The organism is Pseudomaricurvus alkylphenolicus (genome assembly GCF_011683955.1).
Lineage (GTDB): Bacteria > Pseudomonadota > Gammaproteobacteria > Pseudomonadales > Cellvibrionaceae > Pseudomaricurvus > Pseudomaricurvus alkylphenolicus.
Genome location: NZ_JAAQPI010000017.1, coordinates 85249 through 100641, shown reverse-complemented (window position 1 = coordinate 100641; position 15393 = coordinate 85249). Strand labels below are relative to the sequence as shown.

Genomic DNA, 15393 nt, shown 5'->3' with positions numbered 1-15393 from the left:
CGATTGAGGCATCCAACGACCAGCAATCGCCAAACTACCCCACCCGGAAACAAATTAATTACCTCTCAACCTTACGAAACTTGAGCGTCATCCGATTGGACTCGCCCACTGCCAACATCTGCTGCCTCAATTCCGGATTATCCCGACTGGTTGCCAAGGTCGGCGGCAACCGCCAGACAATATCTTCATCGCCAGGCTGATCATCAGGGTTCAAATTCACATCACTCGACGCCACAAACTCAAACCCGGCCTCCTCAAATTTCTTAATCACCAGAGATTTCTTTAAATAGCCCTTTGAGCCATCCGCCCAGTCATCGGCCTTATCCTCAGGGGCCATATGCTGAACCACACCCACAATACCGCCAGGCTTCAACACATCATAAGCATCCCGCAACGCCGCTGTCAGATACCCGCCATCACCCTCAAAGCGATTCAGATTATGTAACGCGCGAATAAACAAAAAGGCATCCGCAACCCCCTTACTCTCCTCCGGCATCGAACCAAAAACAAAAGCGGATACCACCGCACTGTCATCGGTGCGCCAGGAATTCGCATCCGCCGTCCAAGTCGTCGTCCAGGTCTTCTTAGCCTCTATCCGCTCCGCGCTGAAAAAGCCAAACTTCGGGAACATATCCAACGCATAATCAATACCAATCAACTTACCCTCACCACCCAACAACGGCAGCAAGATTTTCGAATACCAACCCCCACCAGGCAGCGCCTCCGCCACCGTCATACCAGGCTCAATACCAAAAAACTCCAGAGTCTCCTGCGGATGCCGGTATACGTAGCGAGCCTGCACCTCCTCTGACTGAGAGGCAAATACATCCTTCACCACCGGGGCCGGCGCTGCGGCTGTGGGCTTAACCGCCTGAGTTGAAACCTCGGCCGGCGGCGTCGCCTCCTGACTGCAAGCCGCCAACATCGCCATTATCAGAGCACCGGGAATAAGAGCTTTAAACATGTAAAACCTCCTTGGTCTAGGCAAAAAATAGAAAACCATGGTATATAGGTATTATTGCTATATCAATACGACCAACAGCTAAAACTGACTCACCGTCGTCGCTAAAAGCAGGAGAAAATTAGCAGTAAGGCGTGATGTCATTGATCAACAAATAGACAAACTTAAAGCTTGGGCAGATTATGCGCTTTAGGCGACGAAGCGCAGAGCGCTTCTCATCGCCCTACGTCTTCTTGATAAGAGCTCAATTTCATATTGAGACAATAACAATCGGTGAGATAAAGTCGGGGTACCTCGATCTAAAGGGTGGCTGGGTGTTCGTTGGAGGGGCATTTCGAGCGAACGCCGAAGGATTCAATGAGACAAGCGTTTTTTGCTTGGCTCATTGGGGACTGAGGGAAGCCGGGAGGGCCGGTAGCGTGCCCCTCCAACGGACACCCAGCCGCCCGTTGTGGCACAAAATCAGCAGCCGCTTTCGTCCAATCCGCAAAGAAAAGACCTGGGAAAAACACCTAATTCCAATGGCCGGTTATGGTGCAAAGAGACGCTGCCAACCCGGTCGCGCTCGGAGCGCGCTGCTACACACGAAGACAAACTGTGCCACGCCGAAGTTCAGCTTTTGGCACGAAGCGGAAATAAAAAGGTTCAGATTAGTCTCCCATACAACTTAAATAACAACGATCAGAAGTCGTAAGAAATCTTCCCGTACCAATAAGCCCCATTGAAACCGAACGGCGCCGAACGACGGGAATAAGTAAATATTCCCGGGCTATTGACAATCACCTCACCTCCAACCGCCGTCTCCAATGCACCGCCGCGGCTGTTACCAATTTCATTCTTATCGGGGAATTCGTCAAAAATATTGTTACCACCAACACTGATACTCAACCCGCTTTCGAACGCATAAGTCACATTCAAATCCGTCAATGTCTTGGCTCCATGTGTTTGTCGCCCACCATCCGTAACCGTATACTCACCAAAGCGGTTAAACGACAATGTTGCGCGCCAATTCTCCAACGAATAATGCCCCGTCAAACTCACTCGGTCCTCCGGCTGCCACTCTTCAATAATAGAAACATCCTGAGAACTGAACACTACCTCAGGCTCCAAATTTGAAAGATCACCCCCCTCCGATGTAAACAAATCCACCACGTCCGTTTCGGTTTTATTGGCCGCCAGCGTCAAATCCAACAGACCATCGCCAATTTCAATACCTTGATAAGTGGCCACCAGATCAAACCCGCGAGTCTCAGTATTGGCACCGTTCAAGAAAAACTGAGCCGCACCGGCACCCGACGCTGCCAATGCATCGCCTAATGTCCCTGTGGGATCGTCATCAGCATCCAAACGATTACTAATCACAATCCGGTCATCAATATCAATCGAATAATAATCCAGTGTAATGCTAAGTTGATCAGTCGGTGTGAAAACAACCCCCAAACTCAGATTAACCGACTCCTCCTCTTTCAGCTGCGGAATTCCCAATTCACGGGCCAGACCACTATCGTTTCGAAAGGTACCCACCTGAACTGGAATTTGCGGCCCTTCGGGGTCCGCAGGATCGGATACAAACTGCGTGCCGATGTTATTGAAATACTGCTGTTGCATCGACGGCGCGCGAAACCCTGTACTACCCGCTGCCCTCAACCTCACGCTATCCGACAGGGCCCAATTGGCTGCCAACTTAAAATTGGTGGTATCACCAAAGTCCTCATAATCGTCATATCGAATCGCCGCACTCACTAATAGCGCGTCTGAAAATTGATACTCAAAGTCAACATATGCCGAAGTGACATCCCGATCCTCATCCACTGTAGACGCCGGACCAATGCCGTTAAACGCCTGAATGCCTCCGGCCGCATCTTGAGGAAATAGTGAAACTCCACCGTTCTCCAGGTCGGTATCAAAATCCTGATATGAGTAGGCTTCTCCAGGGATCACTTTGTACTCATCAATTCGGTATTCCAAACCAGCAGCGACGCCTAAATCACCAATGGAGTGAGTTATGTCAAGATTGAACGTCTCAAGCCCCAACTCCAATCCATAGGCATCGGCACTACGGGGAATGCTGCTACGGATTTCCTCATCACTAAGGCCTTCTCCAAAATTCAAAAAATTTACAAACGAATAATTGACAGAATTACTGGTGGTGTAGTCGATTTCATTACGTCCATAGGTGTATGACAGATCCAGCGTCATACCACTGTCGAACTCTGTTCGGTATCCCGCATTTACAGAAAGATCGTCAATCTCGGAATCGATGAGCGGCAGAAACCCCTTGGGAATGACATTGTCCCCGTCATCAAGCGCGGCGGAGAATCCAGAGCTGGGATTACGATAAAAGGCACCTGACTGATTATCTCGTTTCGAATAGGTTACGAAACCGTAGAGTTCGCCTTGTCCAGCTTCAATCGCAGCATTGAGTACAAATGCCAACTGCTCTGAATCCGCGTCACCGATACGGAAAATAGTGCGATCAAAATCGATTTCTCTAGGATCACCGACCTCAGCGAAACCATTGCCATCTGTATCGCTACAGCCACCATAGGCACAAGCGCCCTGTAATCCGGCCCGGTTGGTACCTTCACGGTCACGATAGTTGAGCGTGGCACTCACAAAACCGGAATCACCCAGCTCAAAACCCTTAGAGAGATCGACATTAATGGTTTCGCCATCCCCCTCTGAATATTCTCCATAAGACGTACTGATATGACCGGCTTCATTATCGTCCTTGAGTACAATATTAATCACACCGGCAATCGCATCGGACCCATATTGGGCAGCCGCACCGTCGCGGAGCACCTCAATGCGTTTGATCGCCGAGGCCGGAATGGCATTCATATCCACCCCGGCGGTGCCACGCCCAACAGAGGTGTTGATATGAATTAAAGAAGCCTGATGACGACGTTTGCCATTGATCAATACCAAAGTTTGATCTGGCCCAAGTCCTCGCAGCGTAGCCGGCCGCAATGCATCGGTGCCGTCGCTGATCGTGGAAGATGAAAAATTAAAGGAAGGCGCCAGCGATTGCAGCATACGCCCGACTTCGGTGTGGCCCGTATTCGACATAGCCTCCGAATTAAGAACATCCACAGGAACGGGCAAATCTTCGGCGGTACGGCCTTTGGTACGGGTACCAATGGTCACCACTTCCTCAATCACCTCTTCGCTTTGCTCGCCTTCATTTTGTGCCTGAGCCGTAGCTGCAGCAATCGCCAACGGCAAAGCGGCAAACAAAGAAACCCCACAGATTGTATTAGTATTTTTCAATGGGAATGGCATGGTCTTCTCTCCTCGACATGAAAGTGCCACGCAGGAAGACTCTGTCCGACATCACCGCCTCCCTGGGTGGATGATTGTTGTCCGAAACGTTTAATTAACAATAGGAGCTAAAACCCAAACGCTGAAATGCCATTTGGTAATATTTAAGCAACAAATTAATAGCCGCCAGCTATTTGATAGGAAATAGAGTTTATGCTGATGGGTGATATTGAACTGAGATTGCATTCATCTTCTGCAACCCTGGTCATCAATTCTGCCGCGAAACCTGAGAATTGAGTCTGACGATATCCTCAGGAAGATCCACATCCTGCAGAATGCCGGGATCCCAACACTCCACATCCACCCGGCAATCCCCGTGGGATTTCAAAATTGAGCGGGCGCCTTCATCACCTTGAAGCGCCAAAAGCTCCTCGCGAAAGTGATGGGAAAAGCCTACAGGGTGGCCACGTTTCCGGACCTGGGATTGCTGGAACCAAGGCACGATTATTGTTGCTGAATCATCCGTGGAGATCGGCTTCTGCAGCTGCTGTCGCAGGCTTACGATTGTTTCAGTCTCTATCGTCGGCATATCCGCCAGTCCCACCATCCAACCATCGGCATGCGGCCAATGAGCAACGCCGGCGACAAGACTCTGGCTCATACCCTCATGGGCACGCTCGGCGACTATCCAAGGGTAGCCGCTTTGATCCAGCAGCGTTTGCAGTACCTCGTCCTGCGGCCTGACCACGCACACGGCGTTGTCAAATGCGCCAAAAAAACGCTCCGCTGAATGCTCAATCATCGTGCGACCGTCAGCCAGCGGCGCCAGCAGTTTGTCACCGCCAAAGCGACTGCCCCGCCCCGCCGCCAACAGAATTCCGGCGATCATGATTGGGATTGCAGCTGCGCTTTGATATCGATACCGTTGCGCAATGCCGTCAGTTCGGCCAAAACCGCCAAGGCGATTTCTGGTGGCGCTTTACTGCCAATGGGCAGCCCCACCGGTCCTCGGAGTCGGTCCAGTTCCTCGTCCGTAAATTCGAAGTGCTCTTTTAAACGCTGACGACGGTTTTCCGTGGTTCGCAGAGAACCCAACGCCCCCACATAAAACGCCTCTGACCGCAGTCCGTCGAGCAACGCCAGGTCATCAAGCTTGGGGTCATGGGTCAGGGCCACAATGGCGGTACGACGATCGGGATTGACAGCGCGCACCACATCGTCGGGATAGCCTTCCAGCAATTCCGTATCCGCCACCGACCAATCCTGCCGATATTCAGGGCGGGGGTCGCTGATCAGTACCCGGTAGCCCAAAGCATTGGCCATCTCCGCCAGATAACTGGAGGTTTGCCCGGCACCAATAATCAGCAAACGCCACACCGGACCAAAGATATTGACCCAGTGAGTCTCGGTCAGATGAGCGATATCTTCGTCCTGCGAGTCACCCAACTGAATATCGCCCGTCTCAATGCACAGTGTGCGTGTCAGGGTGCGGCGCTGATGCAGGGCATCAATCAATGCCTGAACCACGGCAACATCCGAGAAGGGTTCCAGTATCAGTGCCAGAGTGCCGCCACAGGGCAGGCCAAAACGGTGTCGCTCTTCTTCGGTCTCGCCGTAGAGGGTGACCTCGGGTTGGGTCGGGGGCGATTCAATCAATCGTTCAAACAGATCTTCCTCAACACAACCACCGGACACTGAGCCGGCAAAATGCCCATCGCTGCAAACCACCAGCAGCGACCCCACCGGTCTCGGCGACGTACCCCAGGTCTGGGCCACCGAAACCAACGTCACCTTGACGCCCCGGTTGAGACCCTCCAATGCCGCCTGCAATACTTCCAGCTGGGTAGTCTGCACTTTCAAACCTCTGCTTTTGTTGGCTTACACCCAATATGAGTGCAGGGACGACGGGTTTCAAGCCCTGCCTCCCCATTGTTGATGTGGCCGAACGCCGCGGGTGCTGCCAACAACGGCGGGCTTAACTCAAGCGCAAAGGCATGGAACGCAAGCGTGTTCCCGTGGCGGCAAAGACCGCGTTGGCAACTGCCGGCGCGATTGGAGGCAAACCTGGCTCGCCCACCCCGGTGGGATGCTCATCGCTATCAATCAATACAACGTCGATTTCGGGAGACTCATTCATTCGCAACATCGGGTAGTCGTGGAAGTTGCTCTGTTGCACTTCACCATTGGCAAAAGTGATTTCACCGTAGAGCGCCGCTGTCAGACCAAAATTAACGCCGCTTTCCATCTGGCTGCGAACGATATCCGGGTTGATCACCTTGCCGCAGTCCACTGCGCAGGTGACCTTGTGCACTCGAATCTGCCCGTTTTCCACTGAGACCTCGGCCACTTCGGCGACAAAACTCTCAAAACTCTCTTGCGCGGCAATCCCCAGGAAACGGCCGTTTTTGGGCTGACCCCAGCCCGCCTTTTGCGCCGCTGCTTCCAGTACTTTACGCAGACGCGAATCGGCCGGCAGATGACGCAAGCGAAATGCCAGAGGATCCTGTTCACTGGCGTGGGCGAGTTCGTCCATAAAGGATTCTTTAAAGAACCCGGTAAAGGAATGCCCAACCGATCGCCAGTAACCGGTGCGAATGCCGACATCCACCGTGACGTGGCGAACTTCTTTATTGGGCACGTCATAGTCTTCATAGAGACCCTCGACACTGGAAGGGTCCACCAACCAGTTTTTGAACAAGCCGTAGCCACGCTTGCTGACCCAGTCGACCATGCCATCAGGCAGAAATTCCGGCAGCAGAGCGCCGGCGTTTTGATCCAGCATATAGGGCATGATATTGGCGCCGGCACGCTTGGCGCTCCAGGTTTGCAACTGCCCCTGTTCATCCAGGCCTGCGGCCAGATCCACCGTCGCCGCCGGGCGGTAATAGTCATTGCGGGTATCGTCTTCCCGACTCCAGGTCAGTTGCACCGGCACCTTCACCTTGCGGGCAATAGCGGTGGCTTCTGCAACAAAATCGTGAAAAGCGCGGCGCCCAAAGCCGCCGCCCAAATAGGTGCTGTGTACCTGCACCTTGTCACGGTCAATGCCGCCATACTCAGAAACCAGGTTACCGGCCAGATCCGGGGCCTGGGTCGGCACCCAGGCTTCCGCCCTGTCGCCCTGCATATGCACCGTACAGTTCATCGGTTCCATGGTGGCGTGTGCCAAAAACGGTGCCTCGTAGCGGGCACTGAGGGTGCTGGCCGCCTCCCTCAGAGCTTTGGCACCTTCACCCTGCTTGTGCGCCTCCTGCCCCTCCTCGTTAAGTGCCTCCGCCATGGTCTCACCCAGGGCGTCTGAGGACACCGAACTCAGTGCCGGCAGCTCCCACTTGACCTCGATTTGCTCCAGCGCCTTGCGGGCCTGCCAGTAGTGTTCCGCCACCACCGCCACGCCGTTAAAAATCTCAACCACTTTGTGAACACCGGCTTGTTGGTCCGCGCCGTTCAATGCAAAAGACAGCACCTTGCCGCCCGCAACCGGACTGCGCAACAAGGCCGCTTTTTTCATGCCCGGTATCTTGGCGTCAATCCCAAAATCGGCCGTGCCGGTGGCCTTGGCGAGGGCATCAATTCGAGGCCCACGGTCTCGCCCTATCCAGCGCAGTTCCGAGTCTGGCTTCAGCTCAACGGATTCCGGTGCCGGTAATTCCGCCGCATCCACCACAAAGGCACCAATACCTTCTGTGCGATCACCGCTGCTGATTTTAGCGTCGGCCATGGACAGTTGGTTTTTGCTCACGCCCCAACGCAAAGAGGCCGCCTGCAGTAATAACTCCCGCACTTGTGCCGCCGACTGACGCAGTGGCTCATAGCGTACCCGGATACTGGCACTGCCGCCGGTCACCTGTATTCCGTAACCGGGCACACCGTAGTCTTTGTGGATGCCGGCCGTTCGCACTTCAATAGTCGCCGGATCCATATTCAACTCTTCGGCGATCAGGGTCGTCAGACCCATATTCACGCCCTGCCCCATCTCCGCCTGAGGCACAAAGAAACGCACCTGGTTGGAAGGCGTCACCTGCAAAAACGCGTCAGCCTGCCAGGCATCCTCAGCGGCATAGGGGAACCGGGATTGGGCACTGGCACAGCCACTCAAGGGAACACCGAGCACCAGACCGCCACCGGTGATCCCCATCATCTTGAGAAAATCACGTCGATTGCTGCTGATCGCCTTGCTCATGCGGCACCTCCGGACATTGCATTGCTCTCGGCATTGGCAGCCGCACTGACAGGCTGATTGGGGTCGAATAACACCACGCCGCTCGATTGCGCTTTGGCAGCAGCCTTAATAGCCGATTTGATACGGGGGTAGGTACCACAGCGGCAGATATTGCCACTCATAAACTGATCGATGTCTTCGTCGCTGGGATTGGGGTTCTGTGCCAGCAATGCGCTGGCCGACATAATCTGACCCGGCTGACAGTAGCCACATTGGGGCACATTGTGGTGGACCCAGGCCTGCTGCACGATATGGAGATTGTCGGGCTGGCCCAGGCCCTCAATAGTCGTGATCTCGGCATCGGCAACCGCTGCAACCGGCAACACGCAGGTGCGCACCGCATTGCCGTTCATATGCATGGTGCAGGCGCCGCACAGGCCTTTGCCGCAACCAAACTTGGAGCCGGTCAGTTGAAAGTATTCGCGAATCACCCACAGCAACGGGGTGTCGGCAGGCGCGTCGGTGGTGACGGTCTCACCGTTAAGTCGAAAGCGGATCATGAAGGGTCTCCCGGCGACTCACTCCGAATGGAGCGAGACAAACTGTAAGTCGCTAGCTTAGCGCCGGGAGGCGGGTGATCGCACCTGAATTAACCCTTCTAAACATTTTTGTACATTCGTGCAAAAAATCAGGCGGTCAGCAGATTATTGAGCAGCGTCTGGCACTGCTGCTTATCCATATATTTGGGTACAGGATAGGTAAAATGCGCCTCAAACAACGCTGCCTTGGTGATGGTTGGAATGTCTTCCCTTTTTAGCGCATCCAGGGTTCTGGGAATACCCATCGCCTGATTCATCGCCCACACCTTATCGATAAATTTCTGGGCAAGTTGCGACTCCGACTCTCCGGGTTGCCCCAGCTCGCACTCCAGCGCCAGATCTGCCAGTCGGCTGTTGATATGGTCCTTGGAATACTCAAGCACATGGGGTAATACCACCGCGTTAGCCAAGCCATGGGGCGTGTGGTAGAGGCCACCAAATTGATGCGCTATGGCATGCACATAACCCACAAAAGCGCGGGTAAACGCCATTCCGGCGTAAAAGGAACCCAGAGCCATCGCCTCCCGCGCGGCCATATTGCCGCCATCTTCATAGGCCGTTTCCAGATTATTGATAATCATCCGCGTCGCCGCGCGGGCATAGGCATCAGTTTCGTCTGTGGCCAGACGCGAGATATAGGCTTCAATGGCATGGGTAAGCGCATCCATACCCGTGGCTGCCGTAATCTGTGGTGGCAGGCCCGCCATCAAAGTAGGATCCAGTGCCGCAGCCAAAGGTACAATTTTGGGATCCATCACCAGCTTTTTGGCGTTTTCCTCGGTATCCGAAATCACCGCAGCGGCCGTCACCTCAGAGCCGGTACCCGCGGTAGTGGGTATGGCAAACAGCGGCAGAGCCGGCTTCTTCGCCACAAACTTGCCCTCAAAATCCTGGGGTGGGCGCTGATTGCTGGCCGCCAAAGCCATCACCTTGGCGGCATCCATGGAAGAGCCCCCGCCTATGGCCAGCACCGAGTCGCAGCCTTCGCTGCGCAGCCGCTTCAAGCCCTCTTCCACCACACTAAAGGTGGGGTCCGGCTGAATACCGTCATAAATCACCGGCTCGATTCCCCGGGCTTTCAAACCTTCAATCACAGGATCGATCACTCCCAGCTTTACCAGCATGGCGTCTGTTACCACCAACACCTTTTTATGGCCAAAGTGACCGATGGTTTGCGCCAGCTTCACCGCTGACCCCTCGCCGGAAAACACCGTAGGGCGGGCATCGGGAATAAATTTCAACACCACCTTCATGACCAGCATCAAAAGCTTAAAAAACACAACCTGAACTGAAAACACCACTTCCTCCCGGAAAACCTTGTGACTACCTCCCCCCGATTCTAGCCATAACTGCTCTGATGATCGGGTGTCAAACGGCCAGTCATTTATCATTGCGCGCCAAATATGCATCGCTATTTACCCGCAATGGAACGATTCCTTACAATGGCGCCCCCGAGACGCAGAACCTGAACCCATGACCAACGCTTCCGACATCCTCTATTGGAACGACTTTAAGCCCGGCGACACCCACCAGCTTGGTAACTACTACCTGAGCCAGGAAGAGCTGATCGAATTCGCCCGCCGCTACGACCCCCAACCGTTTCACATCGACCCCGGGAAGGCCATAGACAGCCCCATAGGCTGCCTTTGCGCCAGTGGCATTCAGACTTTCGCTATCCTGCAGCGCCTGACCGTCGATCAACTCTACTGCCGCACCGCCGTTGTTGCTGGCATGGGTGTCGACAAGCTGCGTTTCTTGAAACCCGTATTGCCCGACCAAACCCTGAGCGCCAGAATAACGGTGCTGAAATGTATGACCGACGTGAAAAACCGGGACCGGGGCATCATGCAGTATCGGGCGGAAGTGCTTGACCAGGAAGGCGCCAAAGTCGCCTCCCTCGAAGCGACCGTCATGCTGAATAAGCATCCTTGCGACAGTGAGGAGACACTCTCAGAACACTGCACAGATACACTCACATGACGCCACGTCGCTTTCCTGCGCACGCTGTAGACCAGCTGCGCCATTACTGCGAACAAAACTCAACCCGCAAATTCAATGCCCGCGGCGTTGACGTTAAGCGCTGCCCTGCCTGCATGCTCGGACATTACACCTGCATCTGCGACTATCGCCGGCCACAGGCCAATCCCGTTGACGTTGTCTTGATCATGCATCGCGACGAAGTCTACAAACCCACCAATAGTGGGCGCCTGATCGCAGACCTGTTCCCGGCCCACACCCGGGCATTCCTGTGGGACCGCATCGATCCCGACACGGCATTATTGGACATTCTCAACGACCCCAATCGACAATGCGGGGTCGTATTTCCTCCAGACCCACAGCGCCCGCGAGACCTGGTCGACAGCTGCATCAGAACCACTGACAAAAAGCTGACCCTGATTATTCTGGACGGCACCTGGAAGCAGGCCCGCAAAATGTTCGCCCAGGCAAAATGGTTGCAAACGACGCCCCTATTGGACCTTGCCCCACTGATGGCAAACCTCAAATCCTCTTCGATCCATCAATTCCCACTCGGCCATTACCCTTTACGAAAAGCCGCAGCAAATGGGCACCTCTCCACGGCTGAGGCCACAGCGCTCGCCCTGGCCAGCTGCAAAGCCGACCTCCAGGCCGTGGCCTTGCTTGAATACTTCAGTCGATTTACTGAACACTATGTCGCCATGAAAATGAACCGGCGCCTGAACCATTCGCCCGCCTGACACGTAATAGGATAAACTTTACCCAGTCCCCATCGACAACTCCGGCCCAAAAACTTGCCATGAACCCACAACACCGTGCCCTGATCATCATGGCCCACGGCAGCCGCCGCGACAGCGCCAACCAGGAATTCTTCGCCCTGGTCGAAACCATCGACCACACCAGCGATGACTACGACCACTGCCGCCCGGCCTTGCTCGAGCAAGCACCGCCGACCCTGCTGCAGGCCTGCCAGGCACTGCCCGAACATATCGAAGCCATCGACGTCTACCCATTGTTCTTCAACTGTGGCCGACACGTCGAAAAAGACATCCCCCAACAAGTGGCCGAAGTGATGGAAGCCATGCCGGAGAAAAACATTCGATTACTAGAATACTTTGGACGCAGCCAAGGACTGGCTGACTTGGTGTTGGGCCACATATTCGCCCAAAAAGACTGACCCTTCAGGTGAAGCGCGCCCGTACCTTTGTGGGAAAAAGGTACGGACTGACTTAGAGAGCCTCCTAGACCCCCATTTTGTTTAACGAGTCCATCACCTCCCTAATGGCTCGAGCCAGCTTTGGGTGCTTGGATTCAAACTCCACGGCTTTCGTATCCAACTGCTGGCTGATGGTATCGGCATGATCCTGAGAATGTTCCTCAGCGTGTCCCCTGCTGATGGATTCCATAATATCCCCGAGCAAATCCTTCTCCTTGCTATCCAGAGCTGTATGCATCAGCGCCCGGACCTCAGCAATCGATGCCCTGAGTTGATCTTCAGTCATTGTCACCTCCCTGCCTACGCTCAGGGGCTGGGCGCGGCATAGATTTCTTACGTGTGCCTAGTAGTTATAGCCCATGAACCTGCTATGCACTTGCGCCGAAAGGCAGCAACAGAATCAATTTTTAATGAAAAATAGACATAAATCAGAGTTTATAAGGCCTCCAGCTAACAGCATCGCTAAAATTGTCGGCACCAACGCTGATCCAGATCAACCAACTCCCAGTCATCCCACCCAACCAATGAGGCAATGCACTCAGCGAACCTCAGAGTGAGGGCGGCTGGAGGGAGTGTTTTCGGAGCGTAAAAGAGGAGCGCTGAAGGCGCCCGGTTAAGGCACCCCCCAGCTGCCGGTAGTGGCACATACCCGGGACCTACTAAAACAACCCCAACTGCTGATCCGCAATCTCCTCAAACGAGGTCCCCAGAAACTGCAAAATCCCGTCGGCAATCGGCACAATTTGCCGCTCAATCAACAACTCATAATCCAGCGGCGACTGCAAATGCTCCAGCGGCTCAGGTCCATTCACTGTCAACGCATACTGTACCCAGGAACCCCGTTTATATCGCTGCGGCAGCCCCTCTCTCTCAAGCCATTCATCCGCCTTACGCGCTGCCTGCACATGGGGCGGAACATTACGCACATAATCCTCCAAATGCCGCCGCAGCCGCTTGCGATAAAACAATTCACCGTCGTGCTCACCGTCACGAATCTCCTGCAACAACCCCAGCAGATACTCCCGGTAAGGCTCATCAAAAAACACCCGCCGATACAACTCCCGCTGAAACTCCCGCGCCAGCGGCGTCCAATCCGTTCGTACCGCCTCCAGGCCCTTAAACACCAACTCCGGCTCAACTCCCGCCTTCTCCACCAACCCCGAATAACGCTTCTTACTGCCCGTATCCGCACCACGAATTGTCGGCATCACAAAACGGCTATAGTGGGTCTCAAACTCGATTTCCAGAAAACTCTCTAACTGATACTCGGCCAGCAAAAAATCCCGCCACCACCGATTCAAATTCTCCGCCAACTGCTGGCCGACCTGATCAATCTCTGGCGGACTCAACTGATCCACACCCGCCAGACACACAAACACAGAATCCGTATCCCCATAAATCACCCGATGCCCCTGCTCTTCAATCAACTCCCGCGAGCGCGTCAAAATCTGATGCCCACGCAGCGTAATCGAACTTGGCAACCGGTAATCAAAGAAGCGACATCCCGGTGTGCCCAACACACCGTAAAACGAATTCATGATGATCTTGATCGCCTGAGACATCGCCCCATTGCCCAGGCGTTTGGCCTGATCCCGCGCCGCCCACAACTCACCGATAATATTAGGCAGCAGCGCGCGCTCCTTTAAAAACACCGCGCCATTAAAGCCCGGCGCCAACAACTCGCGGTCCACCTCTGCGGTTTCATGCCTGTCCCAATGGGGCTCACGCTCCAGTCCCTTCAAACGCTCATGCTCCCAGCCACACACTCGCGCCAAAGGGTCAATCTGAAAGGTGCGGATGATACTCGGGTACAGCGACTTAAAATCCAGCACCAGCACATGGTTATAAAACCCGGGCAGTGAATCCATCACATAACCACCGGGGCTGCCGACCCCCACCGGATTCTCCGGCAGAGCAGGAGCCACAAAACCCTGTCGATGCAGACGGGGAAGATAACGGTTATCAAACGACGCCACCGAACCACCGAAGCGATCCATCGCCAAGCCTGTCAAACGCGCTCTCTCCACGCCAAAATCGATCAGACGGGCTTTGACAAAAATATCCCAGACCAGCTGGCAATCTTCCAGGTTATATGCCGCCAGTGCCGGTTTGTCATGCAGGAATTGCTCGGTGATCGCCTCGCCACGATGGTCCACATCCTCACTGAGCTTGCCCCGTTGCAACAACTCCCGAGCCACAGACTCCAATGAAAAACTTTCGAAGTTGTATGTGGCTGAACGGAGCGTATCAATGCCGTCCATCACCAGGCGGCCGGGCACCAGCAACGTGTAATGATCATCGTCACCGCGGGATTGACGCCAGTCAATTCGTTGCCCGTCACGGCCAAAAACAAACGGCACCCGCAACTCATCCGCCTTACGCTGCAACGCCCGCAGGTCAAAATTAATGACGTTCCAACCGATGATGACATCCGGGTCCATTTGCTGGAACCAGGACAGAAACTGATTCAACAACTGCCGTTCATCATCAACATAATGCAGGTATGGATGACTCGCAGGCGGTTCGCCCTCGCCCACCATAAACACTCGCCGCTGCGGTTCAGCCGCTGGTGTTTTGGTCTCGGTTACCACGGCACCAATGCTGTAGAGTTGCTCGGCACGCATGTCGGTCTCAATGTCGAGCGACAGAACACGGTAATAAGGTTGGAATTCTGCGGGGGCGAGACGAGGGTTATTTGCCTGTAGATAGGAGTCTTTGTTTTCGAGGTTACCCTGCAGTTGAATTGCGCCGGTGACAAACCGCTCCATCAGGTAACGGTCTGTGGGATGTATATCGGCTTCCAGTGGCTCAAACCCCTGACGTTTAAGCGCATCCCTGGCTTTATAGAGTGTTCGCTGCTCACGAAAGTACAAACCGACGACAGGTCGATGGCGGAAATCCTTTAAATCCAGAGCTCGCGCCTCCCAGACCGGAGTCACTGAGGGGTGGGCTGCGGATTTCCCCAGGGAGCGATCAAGCACGGCGCTGGCTGACGAAAGATCTTCAGCGGGTAAAAAGAAAACGGCGGTCTGCCCCTCCACAACCACCTTTACGGGCCCCCGGTCGGAGATCAACCACAAGGTCATCTGCAGCTGGCGCAAGCGCCCGAATGGTGTTTTAAACGCTACATCCTCCCACTGTCGGGTCAGAATAAAACCCTGCAGCGAATCGGGATTGATCAACACACCAGTTTCAGACATCTGCAAACAACATCAAT

General features: G+C 54.4%; 12 protein-coding genes. 3 read left to right on the top strand and 9 right to left on the bottom strand.

Going from position 1 to position 15393, the window contains the following annotated elements; translation table 11 throughout:
- Window positions 1–58: 58 nt before the first annotated feature.
- The 7 genes from HBA55_RS30545 to HBA55_RS30515 form a co-directional block, all read right to left on the bottom strand.
- Window positions 59–964, bottom strand: coding sequence for a class I SAM-dependent methyltransferase (locus HBA55_RS30545; protein ID WP_166999363.1), 906 nt, complete (start codon window positions 962–964; stop codon window positions 59–61).
- A 678-nt stretch (window positions 965–1642) separates the two neighbouring features.
- Window positions 1643–4243: a TonB-dependent receptor plug domain-containing protein gene (locus tag HBA55_RS30540; RefSeq protein WP_166999360.1), complete on the bottom strand. Its 2601-nt coding sequence runs from the start codon at window positions 4241–4243 to the stop codon at window positions 1643–1645.
- Window positions 4244–4490: 247 nt separating this feature from the next.
- Window positions 4491–5111 (bottom strand): nucleotidyltransferase family protein, encoded by a 621-nt coding sequence (locus HBA55_RS30535; RefSeq protein ID WP_166999357.1) that lies wholly within the window; start codon window positions 5109–5111, stop codon window positions 4491–4493.
- Window positions 5108–6076, bottom strand: coding sequence for an XdhC family protein (locus HBA55_RS30530; protein WP_166999354.1), 969 nt, complete (start codon window positions 6074–6076; stop codon window positions 5108–5110). Before HBA55_RS30530 ends, HBA55_RS30535 begins: the two co-directional genes overlap by 4 nt.
- 121 nt (window positions 6077–6197) lie before the next feature.
- A complete protein-coding gene (locus HBA55_RS30525; RefSeq protein ID WP_166999350.1) occupies window positions 6198–8405 on the bottom strand; it encodes a xanthine dehydrogenase family protein molybdopterin-binding subunit in 2208 nt (735 codons plus the stop codon).
- Window positions 8402–8944, bottom strand: coding sequence for a (2Fe-2S)-binding protein (locus HBA55_RS30520; RefSeq protein ID WP_166999347.1), 543 nt, complete (start codon window positions 8942–8944; stop codon window positions 8402–8404). Before HBA55_RS30520 ends, HBA55_RS30525 begins: the two co-directional genes overlap by 4 nt.
- 128 nt (window positions 8945–9072) lie before the next feature.
- Window positions 9073–10281: an iron-containing alcohol dehydrogenase gene (locus tag HBA55_RS30515; protein ID WP_338109489.1), complete on the bottom strand. Its 1209-nt coding sequence runs from the start codon at window positions 10279–10281 to the stop codon at window positions 9073–9075.
- Between the two features lie 175 nt (window positions 10282–10456).
- Between HBA55_RS30515 and HBA55_RS30510 the strand changes: the two genes are divergently transcribed.
- Genes HBA55_RS30510 through HBA55_RS30500 form a run of 3 tightly spaced genes read left to right on the top strand, consistent with a single transcriptional unit; the run spans window position 10457 to window position 12137 of the window.
- Window positions 10457–10963, top strand: a complete 507-nt coding sequence (locus HBA55_RS30510) for a MaoC/PaaZ C-terminal domain-containing protein (protein WP_166999344.1) — start codon at window positions 10457–10459, stop codon at window positions 10961–10963.
- Window positions 10960–11700: a tRNA-uridine aminocarboxypropyltransferase gene (locus tag HBA55_RS30505; protein ID WP_166999341.1), complete on the top strand. Its 741-nt coding sequence runs from the start codon at window positions 10960–10962 to the stop codon at window positions 11698–11700. Before HBA55_RS30510 ends, HBA55_RS30505 begins: the two co-directional genes overlap by 4 nt.
- Before the next feature lie 59 nt (window positions 11701–11759).
- The gene (locus tag HBA55_RS30500) at window positions 11760–12137 is read left to right on the top strand and encodes a sirohydrochlorin chelatase (protein WP_166999338.1); all 378 of its coding nucleotides are present in this window, start codon (window positions 11760–11762) and stop codon (window positions 12135–12137) included.
- Window positions 12138–12201: 64 nt separating this feature from the next.
- Here the strand turns inward: HBA55_RS30500 and HBA55_RS30495 are convergent, their stop codons facing one another.
- The gene (locus HBA55_RS30495; protein ID WP_166999335.1) at window positions 12202–12462 is read right to left on the bottom strand and encodes a DUF4404 family protein; all 261 of its coding nucleotides are present in this window, start codon (window positions 12460–12462) and stop codon (window positions 12202–12204) included.
- A gap of 373 nt (window positions 12463–12835) precedes the next feature.
- On the bottom strand, window positions 12836–15376 hold the full coding sequence (locus HBA55_RS30490) for a DNA polymerase II (protein WP_166999332.1): 2541 nt from the start codon (window positions 15374–15376) through the stop codon (window positions 12836–12838).
- Window positions 15377–15393: the final 17 nt, after the last annotated feature.

Bases quoted from the DNA above. Each gene is read 5' to 3' on its own strand.
- HBA55_RS30545 (WP_166999363.1), bottom strand. From the start codon at position 964: ATGTTTAAAGCTCTTATTCCCGGTGCTCTGATAATGGCGATGTTGGCG.
- HBA55_RS30540 (WP_166999360.1), bottom strand. From the start codon at position 4,243: ATGCCATTCCCATTGAAAAATACTAATACAATCTGTGGGGTTTCTTTG.
- HBA55_RS30535 (WP_166999357.1), bottom strand. From the start codon at position 5,111: ATGATCGCCGGAATTCTGTTGGCGGCGGGGCGGGGCAGTCGCTTTGGC.
- HBA55_RS30525 (WP_166999350.1), bottom strand. From the start codon at position 8,405: ATGAGCAAGGCGATCAGCAGCAATCGACGTGATTTTCTCAAGATGATG.
- HBA55_RS30520 (WP_166999347.1), bottom strand. From the start codon at position 8,944: ATGATCCGCTTTCGACTTAACGGTGAGACCGTCACCACCGACGCGCCT.
- HBA55_RS30510 (WP_166999344.1), top strand. From the start codon at position 10,457: ATGACCAACGCTTCCGACATCCTCTATTGGAACGACTTTAAGCCCGGC.
- HBA55_RS30505 (WP_166999341.1), top strand. From the start codon at position 10,960: ATGACGCCACGTCGCTTTCCTGCGCACGCTGTAGACCAGCTGCGCCAT.
- HBA55_RS30500 (WP_166999338.1), top strand. From the start codon at position 11,760: ATGAACCCACAACACCGTGCCCTGATCATCATGGCCCACGGCAGCCGC.
- HBA55_RS30495 (WP_166999335.1), bottom strand. From the start codon at position 12,462: ATGACTGAAGATCAACTCAGGGCATCGATTGCTGAGGTCCGGGCGCTG.
- HBA55_RS30490 (WP_166999332.1), bottom strand. From the start codon at position 15,376: ATGTCTGAAACTGGTGTGTTGATCAATCCCGATTCGCTGCAGGGTTTT.